Below are 18,224 nucleotides of genomic sequence, written 5' to 3' on the forward strand. Positions count from 1 at the left end.
GATTTCGGCGTGCCGTGGGACGACGGATCGAACAACCGGCGGGCACGATGCTCAGCTCAGGACGACCCGGCGGGCGAAGCGGACATGGGCGCACCGGGGGGCTCAGTCCGCGGCGAGGCGGATATCGCCGAAGCCGTCGACGTTCCGCTGTCGATCACCGGACTTGATAGGCATGGCCGCGTCCGCGATGCATTCGATCTTGCCGAAGTCGCGGGTATTGCTCGCCGGGCCGGGGCACCGGTTGGTGCACGGGCTGTTGTCGGTTCAGGTGCCGACAGCGCCGAAGGCGGAGGGGTTCCGCGAGAAGGTGTGGAGTCGGGCGAGCCGGAAGCCGGTCTCGCGGTCGACGGCGCTCGACTGTCCGGGAGCCGCCCGAGCCGTGTGTTCGGCGATTTCGCACCGGAGGAAACATCCTCGAGCGCATGGGTTTCCGCCACGGAGCAGGGACTGCTCGCCCCGGTCGGTGACCACCTCACAGCGGCGGATGAAGGTCTGGAATCGGTGCGCGCACCCCATTGGCTGGACGAACCCGAGCGGGGAAAGGGACGGTGGGAACGGATGGTGCCGGATCGTTTTCGAGGCGCGAGGACGGACCCGGGCCGTCGCGGTGTGGTGACCCTGGCATTGGTCGGCTTGTTCGCCGTGGTGATCGCGGCGGTCGTGGTGATCAGGGACCGTCCGGTCGCACAGGCCGTGCCACCGGTTCCGGCGCTGCGCGCGACCACGACCGCCGTCGCGGCAGGCGGAACGCCACCGCCGAGTCCCACCGCGCCCGCGAGTGCGACGGGGTCGGACGCCGTCATCGCACCCGGCTCCGATCCGGCGACGGGCGAATTGGTCGTCAGCGTGGTGGGACTCGTCCAGACCGCGGGCCTGATCCGCCTGCCCGCGGGCTCACGGGTCGCGGACGCGATCGCCGCGGCGGGCGGCGCACGTCCGGGCGCGGACCTGACCACGCTGAACCTGGCCCAGCGCCTCGGTGACGGCGACCAGGTGCTGGTCGGACAGATGTCGACCGACCCGGGGCAACCCCAGCTGGGCAGCACGACCATCAACGCCGGTGGACGGCCGACGAACGTCCCGAAGCCCCAATCTGGCACGACGGGCACCACCGGCCGTGTGAACCTCAACACCGCCACCGAAACGGACCTCGACGCACTCCCAGGCGTAGGCCCGGTCACCGCCCGCGCCATCATCGCCTGGCGCGCCACCAACGGCCGGTTCAGCGATATCGAACAACTCGGCGACATCGACGGCATCGGCCCCACCCGCCTCGCCCGCCTGCGTGACCTGGTCACGATATGAGTCCGACCGACCCGATCGGAGTCTGCGGCGAGGAAGGAGGCCACCTCACCCGAAACCGCAGCGCGACAACGGCGAAAGCCCGCTGGCACCGCACGCGTACCTGGATTACCGCCCGACTCCGCACCCGCGGCCTCGGATCGCCTGCCGCGAACACCGACAACGAAGATACGGATCCGACCGACCCACTGGACGCCAGGTTGCTCCCCGCCGCGGTGTGCTGCTGGGCAGCGACCATCGCGGCACTGCTCGGCGGCTGGGTTCTGGCCGTCACCATCGCGATCGGCCTCCTCGTCGTGGTGGTAGCGGGCCGTGAGTTGGTTCCGGTCGCGGATCGCCGCGCGCCGTCCGAACCACCGGCGAGGGGGCACCTGGCTGGATCGGCTCGGCATTACGACGAAGGGGTCATCGAACCGCGGACGGGAGTGGATCACTCGGCGGACCGGCCCGGAACTGACGGAGCGGCAGGCAGTGATCGTTCGGCGGGCCGGGGTTCAGATCCCCAGGTGGTCGATGCTCGCTCGGGGGATCGGCCGGGCAATGCTGCTGGAGTAAGCGGAGAGTACTCGATGGGACGAGGTATGCGTCCCGAGGCCGTCGGAGGTCGCTCGGTGGACCGGAGAGCAGGTCCCGAGGTGGTCGGTGAGCATCCATCGGATCGGCCCGGAATCGCTGGGCCGGGAGAGGGACGTTCGGCGACCCGGGGTCGGGATCGTCCCGGCACCGCGGGGGTAGGTGGCGGTCACCCGGCAGGTCGGATCGACAGTGGCCCTCGGTCGAGAGGGCGAACGGACGAGACGTTGTGGTCGAGGGGACGGGCACTGTGGACGGATGTGGATCGGCGGCGCTCGATCGCGGTGGTGCTGTTGGCGGCGGTGGTTCTCGGGACTGGGTTCGCGGTGGCGGCAGCATGGCGTGAGCACCGGGTGCAGGTGCATCCGTTGCGGGCGGCGGTGGGCGGTTCGGTGCTGGTGGTGGTGACGCCAACCGATGATCCGAAGGCGGTGCGCGGCAGCTCGTTCGGTGGTGAAAGGCGCTGGGTGGTGCGGGCGGACCTGGAGGAGTTCCGGCGAGGGGAGGTGGCGTATCGGGCGGGTGGTTCGGTGGTGATCCTGGGCGGGGGAGACGATTGGAAGCGGGTGCTGCCCGGGCAGCGGATCGAGTTCCGGGCACGTGTGGAGGAGCCACGCCATCGTGACCTGACCGTGGTGACCCTGCACGCGACAGGCGCGCCGCGCACGGTCGGCGCTCTGCCGTGGTGGCAGCGGGCGGCGGTTCACGCGCGTGCGGATCTGGTCGACGCGGCCGGGGAGGCATTGCCCGCGGACTCGGCGGGACTACTGCCCGCGCTGGTCGTCGGTGATACGTCGGCACTGCACGAATCGGTGCGCGAGGATTTCCGGTTCGCGGGTATGCAGCATCTGACGGTGGTGAGCGGCGCGAACTTCACGATCGTGCTCACGGTGGTCCTCTTCGTGGTCGGACTGCTGACCGCCGGTCCACGCACGACGGCGGCGTTCGCGGCGCTGACACTGCTGATGTTCGTCGTGATCGCCCGCCCCGATCCGAGCGTGCTGCGCGCCGGGGCGATGGGCGCGATCACCGTGCTGGCCTTGGTCACCGGGCGCAGGAAGCAAGCGCTGCCCGCCCTGTGCGCGGCGGTCATCGGACTGCTGGCCCTGTGGCCGGAACTCGCGGTGAGCGCCGGGTTCGCGCTGTCGGTGCTCGCGACGGGGGCGCTGATCCTGTTGGCCCCGGGGTGGGCGGATTGGCTGTGCGCGCGTGGCTGGTGGCGGCTGCCCGCGGAGATCGTCGCGGTCTCGGCGGGAGCATTCGTGGTCACCATGCCGATCACCGTCGCGCTGTCCGGACAGCTGAGTCTCGTCGCGGTCGCCGCGAATATCCTTGTGGCACCGGCGGTCGCGCCGGTCACGGTGATCGGCGCGCTCGGCGCCGTGACAGCGCCGGTCTGGCCGCCGGTGGCCGAGATCGTCCTGCGCCTCGCCGGGCCCGCCCTGTGGTGGATGCTCACGGTCGCCGAACACGCGGCCGCGTTTCCCGGGGCCACCGTCGAGGTGCCGGGCGGTTCCGTCGGCGGTTTCCTCACCGCCGCGATCGTCATCGCCCTGGTATGCGGATTGCGTTCGGCGAGAATACGAAAACTCATCGGCGCCGCTGTCCTCGGCGGCGCGGTGGTCCTCGTCCCGATTCGCACCTGGCATCCGGGCTGGCCGCCGCGTGACTGGGTCCTGGCAGCCTGTGATGTGGGACAGGGGGACGCGCTCGCACTATCTCTCGGTGACCACACGGCGATAGTGATCGACGTCGGCCCCGATCCGCGCACGGTGGACGCGTGCCTGGACCGCCTACGAATCGAGCACATCGTCTTGCTCGTCCTCACCCACCCGCACGCCGACCACATCGCGGGCCTCAACGGAGCCCTGCACGGCCGCTCGGTCGCGGCCATCGCGGTGGCCCCGCACGAATTGAACGGGCAGGCAGCGGATTCCGTCGCACGGTCCACCGCGTCGCCGGGCGACGGCTCGGCAACGGGCACCGATACGCGCGGTGTCGTCGGGAACGCGGCCGACGTGCGTGCGATCGCGACACGCGAATCGATCACCGTCCTCGAACTCTCGGCGGGCCACCTGCTGGAATTCGGTGACCTACGCCTGGATGTGCTGGCCTCCGCCACCTCGGCGCGACCGCGGGCACTGGGCGCGGACGACGCCAACAACCGGTCTCTCGTCATCGCCGCGACCACACCGGCCGGCCGAATTCTGCTGACCGGCGATATCGAGGACACGGCGCAGCAACGGCTGCTCAGGCGTGACGCCGACGCGTTGCGGGCCGATATCCTCAAGGTCCCGCACCACGGATCGCGCACCACCACCGCGGCATTTCTCGCGGCGGTCCGCCCGCGACTGGCCGTCGTCTCGGCGGGGACCGGAAATACCTTCGGCCATCCGCATCCGCAGATCCTCGCCGAACTCCGGAACCTCGGTGCCATCGTGTCCCGAACCGACCGTGACGGCGACATCCTTGTCGTCGGATCGGCCACTGGCCCGCAGGTCGTGACTTCCCGCCGACCGGGCGGGCCGGGTGTTCGTCGTGCTGTCGGCTCGCCGAACAATCGACCGAAAGCACCGAGGCGGCCCTGCGGCCGAGTAGTCGATTCCGGCGTCAGCGCGCGCGGCGGTGCCCGATTCCCTCGCCGCAAAGCCCATAATGCGGTGATCTCCCGCCGATCGGGTTGCCCGCGCCGCAGGTCGGCTATGTGTCGGCAATCGGTAGGCCGTGGTCACCCGCCGAGCTCGAGCCGGAAGGGACACGGAACGAGTCGGGTCGGGGAACTGTCGGTACAAGACCGTAGGATCGCTGCCGTGAGCGAACGTCCCTCGGCGGTCCAACTGGTGCTCGGTGATGAAGAACTGTTGATCGAACGCGCGATCGCGGGAATTGTCGCGCAGGTCCGGGCGGTGGCGCCGGACGGTGACGCGGTGCCGGTCGACCGGCTACGCGCCGGTGACGCGAATTCCGCGGAGCTGGCCGAACTGCTGAGCCCGTCGCTGTTCGCCGAGGACCGCGTGATCGTGCTGGAATCGGCGGCCGAGGCGGGGAAGGACGCGGTCGCGGTCATCACCGCGGCGGCATCGGATCCGCCGGACGGTGTGGTCCTGGTCGTCGTGCATTCCGGGGGCGGGCGCGCCAAGGCGATGGCGCCCGCGTTGCAGAAGGCAGGCGCGATGACCCACGATTGCGCGAAACTCACCAAAGCCGCCGAGCGCACCGAGTTCGTGCGCGCGGAATTCCGCGCGGCGGGCGTGCGGGCGTCCGGCGACGTGGTGCAGGTGATACTGGAATCGGTCGGTTCGGAACTACGTGAATTGGCGGCCGCCTGTTCCCAGCTGGCCTCGGATACCGGGGGCAAGGTCGACATCGCGGCCGTGCGGCGGTACTACTCGGGCAAAGCCGAGGTCTCCGGATTCGACGTCGCCGAACTCGCGGTCGCGGGGGAGCGGTCCGCCGCGATGGAAGCCCTGCGGTGGGCCAACGACCGAGGTGTCGCGCATGTGCTGCTCGCGGACGCGCTCGCCGATTCGGTGCACACCATCGCGAGGGTCGGATCGGCCGGCCGCGGCGACCCGTTCGCTCTCGCACAGCAACTCGGCATGCCCCCGTGGAAGGTGAAGAAAGCCCAAGCCCAGGCCCGCGGCTGGACACCGGCCACCATCGGCGCCGCCCTCCAGGTGGTCGCGACATTGAACGCCGACGTCAAAGGTGGCGCCGCCGATGCGAGCTATGCCGTGGAGTCGGCCCTGGCCAGAATTCTCGAACTGCGCGGGGCGAGCTGATCCGGGCTCGTCCCGAGATCGCCGCGAATCGCTACGCCGCGAGGACATCCCCGAAAGACCCGCCCTCGGGTAATCGTCGGCGGCCGCGCGCACGTGCGTCGTGATCGCTAGCGGCGTAACGGGGCGCTACATGGCAAATGATCGGCAACATGTGTTGTGCCAGACTGGAAAACGACCATGGATGAGCCGACCACTCCGATTTCGGGAATCGATACCTCCGACCGTGCCGTGCGGCACGGTCGAGTGCGTCGTGTGCGTGAACCGAGGTCGTCGCGGCGATGGTCCGCGCGTCGGATCGCCACGACGACCGTCAGGTTCGTGGCGGGGACGTTGTCGGCGGTCGTGTTGGCGGGGACGGCGGTGGGATGGGCGACCGAGAGCAGTTTCGACGACGGGTTCCTGCGGTCGGACGCGCTCGGCGAGGACACGCCACGCTCGCTCGACGGCGATATGAATATTCTGCTCATCGGGCTCGACAGCAGGAAGGACCAGAGCGGCAGGGATCTGCCGAAGGAGATCCTCGATCAACTTCACGCGGGTGACGGCGACCAGGGCGGCTACAACGCCAATACCCTGATCCTGGTACATATTCCGGCGGACATGTCGAAGACCACCGCGGTATCCATCCCCCGCGACGACTACGTCGCCGTGACCGGAATTCCCGGCTATACGCACGCGAAGATCAAGGAGACATACGGTCTGAAGAAGGCCGTGGTTCAGGAGCAGTTGTCCGCGGCGGGTGAAACCGACCGGGTGAAACTCGAGCGCGCCGGGCGAGAGGCGGGTCGCGCCTCGGTCATCCAGGCGGTCCGCAATCTGACCGGGGTGCCGATCGACCGGTTCGCCGAAGTGACCCTGTCCGGGTTCTACGACCTGGCGAAGGCGCTGGACGGCGTCGAGGTCTGCCTGAACCGGCCGGTGCGCGACGCCGCGTATTCCGGGGCGGACTTTCCCGCGGGTCGCCATCGCCTCGATCCCGCGCAGTCGTTGGCCTTCGTCCGGCAGCGGCACGGCTTGGAGAACGGCGATCTGGATCGCACCCACCGACAGCAGGCCTTCCTCACCTCGGTGGCCCTCGACTTGCGCAAATCCGGCACCTTCACCGACGTGAGCAAATTCTCGTCGCTGATGGACGTCGCGCATCGCAATGTCGTGCTCTCCGACGGCTGGAATGTCAGCGATTTCCTCCGGACGGTGGGTTCGGCCCGGAGCCCCGCCGTCGAATTCCGCACCCTGCCGGTGCTGGGCTACGACGTGGTCGACGGCCAGGATGTGAACATCATCGACGCGGCCGCCATCCGCCGCGAGGTGCGTGCCGCTTTCGGCGAACCGGAGCCGACGACCCCGCCGGTCCGACCTACCCGCGTCGTCGACGTCGTCAACGCGGGCGGTTCGAACGGTATGGCGGCCACGGTGTCCGCCGCGCTCGAGACGCGCGGCTATCCACCGGGCACCATCGGCAACGCGGGTGCTGGGGCGGGTTCGGCGACCACCGTCTACTACTCCGGCGCCGCGGCCGAGGCGGAGGCGCGGCAACTCGCCGATACCCTCGGCGGGCTCGCGGTCGCCGAGTCCTCGGCCGTGTCGCCGGATCGACTCGAAGTCGTCATCGGCGGGGATTTCACCCTGCCCGCGGAGCTGACCACCACGTCGGTCGCCACAACGCCCACACCGAGCACCGAATCCGCCCTTCCGACACCGAATGCCGGTAAACCCGTCGCGACGATCAGCGGCGACAGCGTGCCCTGTGTGAACTGAGTACTCGGCGTGCGCCAGCGATCTTCACGGCCTCCGACAGAAATTCGTCGTGCCGCACATCGCGCGGCCCACCCGATTGCGGGGCCCTCGGTCTCGATGCCGTACAGGACTCGATCAGCGGATCATCCGTCTACCGCGTGGCCGATCCGGATTCCCGGGTGGCGCTGGGTCGGATCGGACCCCGACCCGGCACCGTAGGCGTGGTTCATTCGGCGGCGGTGAGCACTAACTCCTCGTCGTCTTCCACGTCCTCGTAGCGGCCTTCCCACTCTTCGTACGCGGGCACATCCTCGTCCCGGGTGACGATCCACTCCAGCGAGTAGCCGCCGTCCTCGTCCGGGACCAAGACATTCTCGATTTTCAGCCCGAACCCCAACACCTCGGCCGCCCGGATGACATCCGGCAGATCCTCGGCTCTGACCACAGTCTGATTCGCGTACACGGTTACCATGCGCGGAATCGTAGCGGTCCGCACCGACATCCTGGCTACTACCGGGTGAACTCGTCCGAGGTAGGGCGCATATGTCCCGGTAGATGGTGCGAGGCACGACAAAAACCGCCGTGGTCATCGAGGCCACGGCGGCTACGCCACTGCGATCGGTATCGAGCGATACCGGGGTGTTCAGATCTTGTTGAGGGCCAGCGCGAGGGCCGACTTCTTGTTAGCGGCCTGGTTGGCGTGGATGACGCCCTTGGAGGCGGCCTTGTCCAGCTTGCGGCTGGCGAACTGCAGGCGCGCGGCGGCAGCTTCCTTGTCGCCGGAATCGGCGGCTTCGCGGAAGCTACGGATCGCGGTGCGCAGCGCGGACTTGACCGACTGGTTGCGCTTGCGCGCCTCCTCGTTGGTACGGATCCGCTTCATCTGGGACTTGATGTTGGCCACGCCTGTTTCCTCGTGTTCCTGTCGCTGAGTGGTGTGCTGGGCAGAATTGTTTCCGACTAAGCTTTCGCGTGCGACACACCCGGAGTAATCGAGTAACGCAACGCCGAAGATCGAGGGTACCAGCACGGGGACCGGCAGAAGAAATCGGCGGTCCGCCGACCAGGTCGCGGCGGTGTCGGCGATATGCCCGCCGCTACTGACCAACAGGTCTGTTAACCGGACTTTCAGTGTGCGCCGCACAGGTGATGCAAGAAATTTACCTGTGTCACACACAGCATTGCAGCTGGGTGTTGCACGATTTTTGCATGACTCCCGCTTCCCCAACACGTTCGGTCCGATCCGCCCCACCGAACCCGAACGGGTCCAATGGGAGTGTGAACGGAAACGGTAGACCCCAGACGTCAGGCCTGTTCGAAGGCTATAAACCGGGGCGTTTCGCAGGTGCTTTCGATGAGATGTTCGATGGTTCCGGACGCGTGCGCCAGCCCTACCGCGGCATTTTCCAAGCTCTCGCGCCGCTCGACGTCGGCGATCTGGAGCGCCGTTCGGACGCGTTGGACCGTGCGTTCATCGATCAGGGCATCACTTTCTCGTTGTCCGGGCAGGAACGCCCGTTCCCGCTCGATCTGGTGCCGAGGGTGATCGCGGCGGCCGAATGGAACAAGCTCGAGCGCGGCATCAAGCAGCGCGTCGTGGCACTGGAACTGTTCCTCGCCGACGTCTACGGCGAGCAGAACATCCTGCGTGACGGCGTGATCCCCAAACGGCTCGTCACCTCGTGCCAGCACTTCCACCGGGAAGCCGCCGGGCTCGTGCCGCCCAACGGGGTGCGCATCCACGTGGCCGGTATCGACCTGATCCGCGACGAACGCGGTGACTTCCGTGTCCTCGAGGACAATCTGCGCTCGCCGTCGGGTGTCTCCTACGTCATGGAGAACCGTCGCACCATGGCGAGGGTGTTCCCCGACCTGTTCTTCTCGCACCGGGTGCGCGCGGTCGGCGACTACCCCGCCTACCTGCTGCGGGCGCTGCGGGCGTCGGCGGCGCCGAACGAGGCCGATCCGACCGTGGTCGTGCTGACCCCCGGCGTCTACAACGCCGCCTACTTCGAACACTCGCTGCTGGCCAGGCAGATGGGTGTGGAGTTGGTCGAGGGCCGCGACCTGTTCTGCCGGGACAATTTCGTCTACATGCGCACCACCGAGGGCGAACGTCAGGTCGACGTGATCTACCGCCGCATCGATGACATCTATCTCGATCCGATGCATTTCCGGCCGGATTCGGTACTCGGCGTCGCGGGCGTGCTCAACGCGGCCCGCGCGGGCAATGTGGTGATCTCCAGCGCGGTCGGCAACGGCGTCGGCGACGACAAACTCATCTACGCCTACGTTCCGACGATCATCCAGTACTACCTCAACGAGAAGCCGGTACTGCCGAATGTCGACACCTACCGGTGCTGGCTTGACGACGAACGCGCCGAAGTGCTCGATCGCGTCGAGGAATTGGTGGTCAAACCGGTCGAGGGTTCCGGCGGATACGGCATCGTCATCGGCCCCGACGCGACCCAGCGGGAACTGGACGCGGTCCGCCGCAAGGTGCGGGCCGATCCGCGCGGCTGGATCGCGCAGCCGGTGGTGCAGTTGTCGACGGTGCCGACGAAGATCGGCAACGAGCTGGTACCCCGCCACGTGGATCTGCGCCCGTTCGCGGTGAACGACGGTGAGGACATCTGGGTGCTGCCAGGCGGCCTGACCCGGGTCGCGCTGCCGGAAGGTTCGCTGGTGGTCAATTCCAGCCAGGGCGGCGGCAGCAAGGACACCTGGGTACTGACCGGGCGCACCTCGCCCGAGGAACGGGAACTCGCGGGTGAGGAGTTGGTGAGCGATCCGCCGCAGTCCGACGCGTTCGAACTCGGCCGTGACCTCACCGCGCACCAGGCCAATCAGCAACAGCAGCAGCAACAGCAGGCCGACCGGCTGTCGGCCACGCAGACACAGAGCCAGACGCAGACACAGACCCAGCGGCAGTCGCGCGGACAGCGGCACGAGACGAACGACGAGGTGCGCTGATGCTGGCTCGTAACGCCGAATCCCTGTACTGGATCGGCCGCTACGTCGAGCGCGCCGACGACACCGCCCGCATCCTCGACGTCGCGGTGCACCAACTGCTCGAGGACGCCACCGTCGATCCCGACCGCACCTCCCGGGTGCTGTTGCGGGTGCTCGGCATCGAACCGCCCGAGGGTGTCCTCGATGTGTGGTCGGTCACCGATCTGGTCGCCTTCAGCCACGAGCACGGCGGTTCGATCATCGACTCGATCGCCAACGCCCGCGAGAACGCCAGGGGCGCGCGCGAGGTCACCTCGAGCGAGATGTGGGAATGCCTGAACGCGACCTATATCGGCCTCGCGGTCACCGAGAAGGCCGCGCGCAGTCTCGGCCCGCACGAGTTCTTCCACTACATCAAGGACCGCGCGGCCATGTTCGCCGGACTCTCCGATTCGACGCTGAGCCGCGACGACGGCTACCGCTTCCTGCTGCTCGGCCGTTCCATCGAACGCGTGGATATGACCGTGCGCCTGCTGCTCTCGCGCGCGGGTGACCGGACCTCCTCGCCCGCCTGGGTGACCGTGCTGCGTTCGGCGGGCGCGCACGACACGTATCTGCGCACCCACCGCGGTGCGCTGGACGCGAATCTGGTCGCCGAATTCATCCTGCTCGACCGGCTTTTCCCGCGCTCGGTCTTCCATTCGGTGCGGGTCGCCGAGAATTGCCTCGCCGAATTGGATCAGCGTCCGAGCAGTCGGGTGGGCGCTCGGCACGAGGCGCAACGACTCCTCGGCCGGGCCCGCAGCGAACTCGAGTTCCTGCCGCCGGGAGTTCTGTTGGAAGATCTGCAGAATCGCCTGCTGTCGTTGCAGAAGACCTGCCGCGAGGTGAGCGAGGCGATCGCGTTGCAGTATTTCCACGCGGCCCCGTGGGTCGCGTGGACCGACCTGCGCAGCAGCCAGGACAGCCGAGTGCAGGTGGAAGGCGAGCTATGAGTTGGCGGATGCGTGTGGTTCATACCACCGGATATGTGTACGACGCCCCGGTCACCCGGTCTTTCAACGAGGCCAGGCTCACCCCGCGCGCGGACAGCAGACAGAACGTCATCCTGAATCGGGTCGAGACGGTGCCGTCGACCCGTTCCTACCGCTACACCGATTACTGGGGCACCGCGGTGACGGCGTTCGATCTGCACGCCCCGCATATCGAATTGGAGGTCACCGGTTCCTCGGTCGTGGAAACCGAGCCGTTCGCCGGGCCCGCCGAGGAACTGTCCTGGGAGGAAATACACGACGAACAACTCGTCGACCGTTTCGACGAAATGCTCTCGCCCACCGAATATGTGCCGCGTGATCGCAAACTCGACGGCGTCGCCAGGCAACTCGCCAAGGGCGTGCCACCCGCGAAGGCCGTGATCCGCGCGGCCGAATGGGTGCACGAGAACATGGAGTACATCTCCGGAACCACCTCGGTCCACACCTCGGCGGTCCAGGCCTTCGCCGAGCACAAGGGCGTCTGCCAGGACTACGCGCATCTGACCCTGGTGCTGTTGCGCAGCATGGGAATTCCGAGTCGCTATGTCTCCGGCTATGTCCATCCGAATCCGGCCGCCGAGATCGGCGAGACGGTGGCGGGGCAGTCGCACGCCTGGATCGAGGCGTGGACGGGTGCCTGGTGGGGTTACGACCCGACCAACAACATCGGCATCAACGAACAGCACGTGTCGGTGGGTGTCGGGCGCGACTACGCGGACGTCACACCGCTCAAAGGAGTGTTCTCCGGTGGGGGGTCCACCGACCTCGAAGTCCTCGTCGAAATCACCCGTCTGGCCTAGCGTGTTGTGCGCCCGTGTTCGCACGGGAAACCAATAGCCTCTGGGTATGTCTCCTACGGCTCAGGAATTCGTCGAGGAAATCGCGGAAGACGGCCCCATCGCCGATGCCAGGAAATGGGGCGCCGAGGCGCTCGGCACCTTCGTTCTGGTGATGGGCGGCGTCGGCACGGCGGTGCTCGCCGGTGATCGGGTCGGCGCGCTCGGCGTCGCCCTCGCCTTCGGTCTCACACTGCTGTTCCTGGTGTACGCGATCGGCCCGATCTCGGGCTGCCACGTCAATCCGGCGGTGACGCTGGGCCAGCTGCTGCTCGGGCGGATCTCGGTCGTCACGGCGGCGGGCTACGTGGTGGCACAGTTGGTCGGCGCGTTCCTGTCCGGTCTGGTGCTGTTCGCCCTCGCCAAGAATCTGCCGTCCTACAACCGCAAGGTCGACGGGCTCGGAGCCAACGGCTGGGGCGCGCACAGCCCGTCGGCCCAACGCGGACCGCTCGGCGAGGTGGTCGTGCAGAACGGGTACGGCATGGCCTCGATGATCATCGTCGAGGTGATGTTGACCGCGCTGCTGGTCTTCGTGGTGCTCGCCTCGACCGATCAGATCTCCGACGTCCCGCTGGCCGGTCTGTCGATCGGTTTCACGCTCGGGGTCATCCACCTGATCTCGATTCCGGTGGACGGCACCTCGGTCAATCCAGCGCGCAGCCTCGGCGTCGCCTTCTACCAGGAGGGAGCGCCCGGTCAGGTCTGGGCCTTCATCATCTTCCCGCTGATCGGCGGCGTCCTCGGCGCGCTCGTCTACGGCCTGCTGTTCGGCCGCACCCGCGACATCGTCAGCTGAACCGAAAGTCCAAGGAGGCCATCCGTGCGCGGGTGGCCTCCTGTCGTCTTCGGTGTCAGCTCCAGTGGTACTCGGCGACCAGGCGGTGCGCGACGACGTCGAAGGTCTTGCGCGCCAGGATCGCGCCTTCGCGGCGGATGCCCGCCTCCGGCACGTCGAGCACCCGGTCCAGGCGCACCCAGCTCGGCCTGCCCTCGTGATCCCAGCTACCGCTGCCGATGCCGACCCAGTTCGGGTCGTGGGCGCGATCCTCCTTCGAGGACAGCATGAGGCCGAGCAGGGTCCGCCGATCACGTCCGACGACCAGGACCGGGCGGTCCTTGCCGTTGTTCGGATCCTCCTCGTAGGGGACCCAGGTCCAGACGATCTCACCGGGATCCGCGCGGCCGTCGATCTGCGGGCAGTAGACGATCTGCCTGGCCCGTTCGCGGGTGGGGACGGGCCGTGACGCGGCGGGCCGCACCTTGACGGCCGGGCCGCGGCGGGAGGTCAGGCTACCGACCAGCTTGTCGACGAGCTTGGGTCCCTGCTGCTTGACGATCTTCGGCCCCTGCTCCTTGGCGATGATGCCGAGCTGCTTGCCGATCGTGTTCCAGGTACGGGCCATCCAAGGAGGATAACGGCGTAGTCACGACTTCTCATCCGAGACGTGATTCGCCTGGTGGGGATCGGGATTCGGGACGGACTCCGGCCCGGCCGAGGGCCGAAGCCTCGGGCTCGCGGCGCATTCCACGACGAGGGTGACCTGCGCGACGGCGATACCGCCGACGGGCGCGACGGGGTGCTCATGGGACGATAGACGGCAGTTTGCCGATACCCATGAGGAGTGGAGTGCCCGCCAGCTTCGCCGACACCACGTTCACCGATCCGTCGCGGATCCGGAACTTCTGCATCATCGCGCATATCGATCACGGCAAGTCGACGTTGGCCGACCGGATGCTGCAACTCACCGGTGTGGTCGAGGAGCGGGCGATGCGCGCCCAGTACCTGGACCGGATGGATATCGAGCGGGAACGCGGTATCACCATCAAGGCGCAGAACGTGCGGCTGCCGTGGCAGGTGGACGGCACCGACTACGTGCTGCACCTGATCGACACCCCCGGGCACGTCGACTTCACCTACGAGGTGTCGCGCGCGCTGGAGGCATGCGAGGGCGCGGTGTTGCTGGTGGACGCCGCGCAGGGGATCGAGGCGCAGACCCTGGCCAATCTGTATCTGGCCATGGAGAAGGAACTGACGATCATCCCGGTGCTGAACAAGATCGACCTGCCTGCCGCCGACCCGGACCGCTACGCGGCCGAGCTGGCGCGGTTGGTCGGCTGTGAGCCCGATGAGGTCCTCCGGGTCTCCGGCAAGACCGGTGTCGGCGTGTCTGCTCTGCTGGATCATGTGATCACGCAGGTGCCCGCGCCGGTCGGCGACGCCGACGCACCGGCCCGCGCGATGATCTTCGACTCCGTCTACGACACCTACCGCGGCGTCGTCACCTACGTCCGCGTGGTGGACGGCAAGCTCACCCCGCGCGAGAAGATCAAGATGATGTCCACCGGCGCGACCCACGAGCTGCTCGAGATCGGCATCGTGTCGCCGGAGCCGAAGCCGACCCAGGGTCTGGGTGTCGGCGAGGTCGGCTACCTGATCACCGGCGTGAAGGATGTGCGCCAGTCGAAGGTCGGTGACACCGTGACAGCCGCGCGCGGCGGTGCGACCGAAGCGCTCACCGGGTACCGCGAACCGCGGCCGATGGTCTACTCCGGGCTCTACCCCGTCGACGGTTCGGATTATCCGGATCTGCGCGACGCGCTGGAGAAGTTGCAGCTCAACGATGCCGCGCTGACCTACGCCCCGGAAACGTCGGTGGCGCTCGGCTTCGGTTTCCGCTGTGGCTTCCTCGGACTGCTGCACATGGAGATCACCCGCGAGCGGTTGCAACGCGAATTCGACCTCGACCTGATCTCCACCGCGCCCAACGTGGTCTACCGGGTGGAGATGGAGGACGGCGCCGAACATGTCGTCACCAATCCGTCGTACTGGCCGGAGGGCAAGATCCGCAAGGTCTTCGAGCCGGTGGTGAAATGCACCGTCATCTCGCCGAGCGAGTTCATCGGTTCGATCATGGAGTTGTGTCAGGGCAGGCGCGGCGAACTCGGCGGTATGGACTACCTGTCCGAGACCCGCGTCGAGATGCGCTACACGATGCCGATGGCGGAGATCATCTTCGACTTCTTCGACCTGCTCAAATCGCGTACCCGCGGCTACGCTTCCCTCGATTACGAGGAGTCGGGTGAACAGGAATCGCAGCTGGTCAAGGTCGACATCCTGTTGCAGGGCGAGGCCGTCGACGCGTTCAGCGCGATCGTGCACCGCGACGCCGCGCAGGCCTACGGCCACAAGATGACCACCAAACTGCGCGAACTCATCCCGCGCCAGCAGTTCGAGGTTCCGATCCAGGCGGCCATCGGTTCGAAAATCATCGCCCGCGAGAATATCCGCGCCATTCGCAAGGACGTGCTCGCCAAGTGCTACGGCGGCGATATCAGCCGTAAGCGCAAGCTGCTGGAGAAGCAGAAGGAGGGCAAGAAGCGGATGAAGACCATCGGTCGCGTCGAGGTTCCGCAGGAGGCGTTCGTCGCCGCGCTGTCCTCCGATTCGGATAAGCCGAAAGACAAGAAGTAGCACGTCTCCGCGTCGCGAGACCGGCTGGAACGACCTTCGAACATGTCGATCTTCAGCCGGTTCTCGGGCGACCATCAGAATTCTCTCAGCCTCACCGGGCAAGATCCCTGGCGGCGCGGCCCCGACCGAGCGTCTCATCGTGGCTGGTGAGAGCCATTATTCGCAGGGGTGGCCGGATGGTGACACCCACGGAAATGGGGCTACCGTTCGTCTTTCCGCCGTGGCAAGGTTTGCCCGAGAATGTGACAGCTGGGAATTCCGGAAATATCGTATGGTGATCTTCACTCGGTCGGTCCGGCACGGTGAGGATGCTGGAACCGAGATGTGGAGCTTGCATGACGCGTGACCTGCCCTTCGACGGCGACGAAGCCGAGGCTGCCGACCCGTCCGGAGATACCGCGTATCGCGTCGCGACCGGCGCCGCCCGGGTGGCGCGAGCAGGCGCCTACGTCACGGGCGGCGCGCTGATCGCCTCCAGTGGCGGTACCTCCGAAACACCCGGTGGCCAGCGTCTGGACAGTTGGAGCACCGGCTGGTCCGGAAACCACGACCCCGAACCGGATCTGCCGAGTCCGGTGGTGACCTTCCCGGACCCGGAACCGAATTCGGTGCCGGTCGCCCCGCATCGACCATCGATCGTCTCCCACGACGAAACCGTCCTCGCCGCACCGTCGCCCGGTGCGGCGAGTGGTGACAGGCAGGCGGCGCTGTTCGGGTCGCCGGAAGAGGACACGGTCGTCGGGTACGGGACCGACAACTTCCCCGGCGCGCCGAGCTTCCTCGACGCCGATGCCAGTGGGTACGACAGCGACCAGCGGTCCTGGTCGTCCGACGGCTCCGAAGCGACGGTGCCGGACTGGATGGCGGGCCAGGGCGACGGCGGCGGAGTGGGCGGCTCGGCCGGGCCCGGCCTGGGATTCGGCCTGCCCGACACCGGCGGATTCCTGAACCCCGGTTCGGATCTGTTCGACTTCGCCAGGCATCACGCGTCCGCGCCGGATCGGGTCGGTGAACTGACCGATACGGTCGACGGCAACGCGAATCCGTACGGTTTCGGCCATTCGTCGTTCAATCCGTGGGCGAGCACCACACCGGTCGACGCCGTCGACGCGGCCGAACTGTTCGACGGCATCGGCGATTTCGGCGTCTACGTGGGTGTCGACGCGGGGATGTCGCTGTACACCGAACTCGAGATCGATTTCGGTATCGGACCCAACGGCGCGTATCTGACCACCGAGATGAAGGTCGAGGCCTCGGCCGAACTGTCGATCAAGACCGCCGCGGGCACCAATGTCGGTGAGCAGATCGACAATCTGTCCGATTGGCTCGACAGCAAGTCGACGCCCGGCACGAGTCGTACCGGGCAGGATCAGCACGGAATCGGCGGCAGCACCAACGGACTCGCCGGTTCGACCGGTCCGGCGCCGCTGTCCGCCCCGGCGGCCCCCGCCGCGGCCGTCGCGCCCGCCCCGGCTCCGGTCGCCCCCGCGCCGGTCGCGATGTCGGCCCCCGCGCCCGCGCCCGCGCCGCCCGCCGTCGCCGCGCCCGCCGCAGTCGCCGCCCCGGTGGTCGCGACCCCGTTGCAGACCACCATTCAGCCCGATGCCGCCAATTCGCCGATCGCGAACGTGATCGCCGCGCCGACGGGGCCGTCGCCGCTGACCGCGCCCGCCGCCTCGGTTCCCGTGCTGTTCGAGCAGGCGGTGCGGCCGGTGCCGACCACCCCCGTGGTGCACACGCCGACCGATAAAGGCGCCGATTCCACCTACTCGCCACCGTCGCCGGTGGCCAAGGTTCCGACGACGATCACCCAGACCGTGCCGAGCCCGACGCTGCCCGACCGCACGACCACGGATCCGGACACCGTCACGCTGCCCGGATCGACGATCACCACCCCGCCGGGCCTCGGTGGACGGCCGAAGCCGGATTCCGACCACGACGGCCACACCACCGCGCCGAGCGTGACGGTCACCACCCAGCCCACCCGTCCGACGACGCAGCCGAGCACCCCGGACGACGATGTGACGACGCCGGGCACCGGCGGTAGCGGTGCGGGGACGGTCACCGGCGGCGCGGGCACCACCCAGCCGAGCGCGCCGACCCACACCCGTCCCTCGGCCGAGGTGCCGAGTGCCGAGGTGCCGAGCGTGTCGCTCCCGACCCAGACGCAGCCGTCGAGTCCGCACAATATTCCGACGCAGGCACCGCTGCCGACGGCGGATATCGATGTGCCGAGCGTCGATGTGCCGACGGTGCAGATCCCGACGCCCGATCTGCCGACCCCGGCTCCGGCCACCCCGGTCAAACCACTGCCCGTCGCTCCCAACGGACGGCCCGTCAGTGATCAGCTGGATTCTTCGCACGGATACACTGCCACACAGTTCGTGCCGGAAGCGGACCACTCGGCGGTTTTCGCCGCAAGTGGCCTGTCGACCGGTCTGCTACCGGAAGCCGGACTGTACGGCGATACGGACGCGGTCCACGGCACGTTGGACCACCACCTGTTGTTCTAGCGGGACAGCGGTGCGAACGT

At 67.8% G+C, this 18,224-nt stretch carries 12 protein-coding genes and 1 pseudogene; 10 read left to right on the plus strand and 3 right to left on the minus strand.

The genetic code is table 11. The features are described from left to right. The first annotated feature begins 309 nt into the window (after positions 1-309). The 4 genes and pseudogenes from OG225_RS01970 (at position 310) to OG225_RS01985 (ending at position 7,415) form a co-directional block, all read left to right on the plus strand. Entirely contained in the window at positions 310-1,305 is a 996-nt protein-coding gene (locus tag OG225_RS01970; RefSeq protein WP_405180154.1) for a ComEA family DNA-binding protein, read from the plus strand. A 578-nt stretch (positions 1,306-1,883) separates the two neighbouring features. Further along, positions 1,884-4,235: pseudogene (locus tag OG225_RS01975) on the plus strand (ComEC/Rec2 family competence protein); the annotation flags it as partial. Between the two features lie 450 nt (positions 4,236-4,685). Next, positions 4,686-5,657, plus strand: coding sequence for a DNA polymerase III subunit delta (gene holA / locus OG225_RS01980; RefSeq protein WP_405183162.1), 972 nt, complete (start codon positions 4,686-4,688; stop codon positions 5,655-5,657). Positions 5,658-5,834: 177 nt separating this feature from the next. Then, positions 5,835-7,415: an LCP family protein gene (locus tag OG225_RS01985; RefSeq protein ID WP_405180155.1), complete on the plus strand. Its 1,581-nt coding sequence runs from the start codon at positions 5,835-5,837 to the stop codon at positions 7,413-7,415. 205 nt (positions 7,416-7,620) lie between these two features. On the opposite strand, the gene OG225_RS01990 is transcribed toward OG225_RS01985, so the two are convergent. Further along, complete coding sequence (locus OG225_RS01990; protein WP_216913771.1) at positions 7,621-7,866, minus strand: hypothetical protein; 246 nt, start codon at positions 7,864-7,866, stop codon at positions 7,621-7,623. A 171-nt stretch (positions 7,867-8,037) separates the two neighbouring features. Then, positions 8,038-8,298: a 30S ribosomal protein S20 gene (gene rpsT / locus OG225_RS01995; protein WP_109523805.1), complete on the minus strand. Its 261-nt coding sequence runs from the start codon at positions 8,296-8,298 to the stop codon at positions 8,038-8,040. 455 nt (positions 8,299-8,753) lie between these two features. On the opposite strand from rpsT, the gene OG225_RS02000 reads away from it, so the two are divergent. The 4 genes from OG225_RS02000 to OG225_RS02015 are packed head-to-tail and all read left to right on the plus strand — an operon-like array spanning position 8,754 to position 13,015. Next, positions 8,754-10,367, plus strand: coding sequence for a circularly permuted type 2 ATP-grasp protein (locus OG225_RS02000; RefSeq protein ID WP_405180156.1), 1,614 nt, complete (start codon positions 8,754-8,756; stop codon positions 10,365-10,367). Next, positions 10,367-11,341 (plus strand): alpha-E domain-containing protein, encoded by a 975-nt coding sequence (locus OG225_RS02005; protein ID WP_109523803.1) that lies wholly within the window; start codon positions 10,367-10,369, stop codon positions 11,339-11,341. Before OG225_RS02000 ends, OG225_RS02005 begins: the two co-directional genes overlap by 1 nt. Then, the gene (locus OG225_RS02010) at positions 11,338-12,180 is read left to right on the plus strand and encodes a transglutaminase family protein (RefSeq protein WP_216913775.1); all 843 of its coding nucleotides are present in this window, start codon (positions 11,338-11,340) and stop codon (positions 12,178-12,180) included. Before OG225_RS02005 ends, OG225_RS02010 begins: the two co-directional genes overlap by 4 nt. Positions 12,181-12,226: 46 nt before the next feature. Continuing rightward, the gene (locus tag OG225_RS02015; RefSeq protein ID WP_405180157.1) at positions 12,227-13,015 is read left to right on the plus strand and encodes an aquaporin; all 789 of its coding nucleotides are present in this window, start codon (positions 12,227-12,229) and stop codon (positions 13,013-13,015) included. A gap of 55 nt (positions 13,016-13,070) precedes the next feature. On the opposite strand, the gene OG225_RS02020 is transcribed toward OG225_RS02015, so the two are convergent. Then, the gene (locus tag OG225_RS02020; protein ID WP_216913779.1) at positions 13,071-13,622 is read right to left on the minus strand and encodes a type II toxin-antitoxin system PemK/MazF family toxin; all 552 of its coding nucleotides are present in this window, start codon (positions 13,620-13,622) and stop codon (positions 13,071-13,073) included. A 212-nt stretch (positions 13,623-13,834) separates the two neighbouring features. Here OG225_RS02020 and lepA point away from each other — a divergent pair, with 212 nt between their 5' ends. Both lepA and OG225_RS02030 read left to right on the plus strand, forming a co-directional pair. Further along, on the plus strand, positions 13,835-15,691 hold the full coding sequence (gene lepA / locus OG225_RS02025; protein ID WP_216913786.1) for a translation elongation factor 4: 1,857 nt from the start codon (positions 13,835-13,837) through the stop codon (positions 15,689-15,691). A gap of 335 nt (positions 15,692-16,026) precedes the next feature. Next, complete coding sequence (locus OG225_RS02030; RefSeq protein ID WP_405180158.1) at positions 16,027-18,204, plus strand: hypothetical protein; 2,178 nt, start codon at positions 16,027-16,029, stop codon at positions 18,202-18,204. Positions 18,205-18,224 lie beyond the last annotated feature (20 nt).

Origin of the sequence: Nocardia sp. NBC_01377 (assembly GCF_045040005.1) — a bacterium.
GTDB classification, from domain to species: Bacteria; Actinomycetota; Actinomycetes; order Mycobacteriales; family Mycobacteriaceae; genus Nocardia; species Nocardia noduli.

Excerpts from the sequence above, each read along its gene's own strand:
- OG225_RS01985 (WP_405180155.1), top strand. The coding sequence starts at position 5,835 with ATGGATGAGCCGACCACTCCGATTTCGGGAATCGATACCTCCGACCGT.
- OG225_RS02030 (WP_405180158.1), top strand. The coding sequence starts at position 16,027 with ATGACGCGTGACCTGCCCTTCGACGGCGACGAAGCCGAGGCTGCCGAC.
- OG225_RS02010 (WP_216913775.1), top strand. The coding sequence starts at position 11,338 with ATGAGTTGGCGGATGCGTGTGGTTCATACCACCGGATATGTGTACGAC.
- OG225_RS01990 (WP_216913771.1), bottom strand. The coding sequence starts at position 7,866 with ATGGTAACCGTGTACGCGAATCAGACTGTGGTCAGAGCCGAGGATCTG.
- lepA (WP_216913786.1), top strand. The coding sequence starts at position 13,835 with ATGAGGAGTGGAGTGCCCGCCAGCTTCGCCGACACCACGTTCACCGAT.
- OG225_RS02015 (WP_405180157.1), top strand. The coding sequence starts at position 12,227 with ATGTCTCCTACGGCTCAGGAATTCGTCGAGGAAATCGCGGAAGACGGC.
- OG225_RS02000 (WP_405180156.1), top strand. The coding sequence starts at position 8,754 with ATGTTCGATGGTTCCGGACGCGTGCGCCAGCCCTACCGCGGCATTTTC.
- OG225_RS02005 (WP_109523803.1), top strand. The coding sequence starts at position 10,367 with ATGCTGGCTCGTAACGCCGAATCCCTGTACTGGATCGGCCGCTACGTC.
- OG225_RS02020 (WP_216913779.1), bottom strand. The coding sequence starts at position 13,622 with ATGGCCCGTACCTGGAACACGATCGGCAAGCAGCTCGGCATCATCGCC.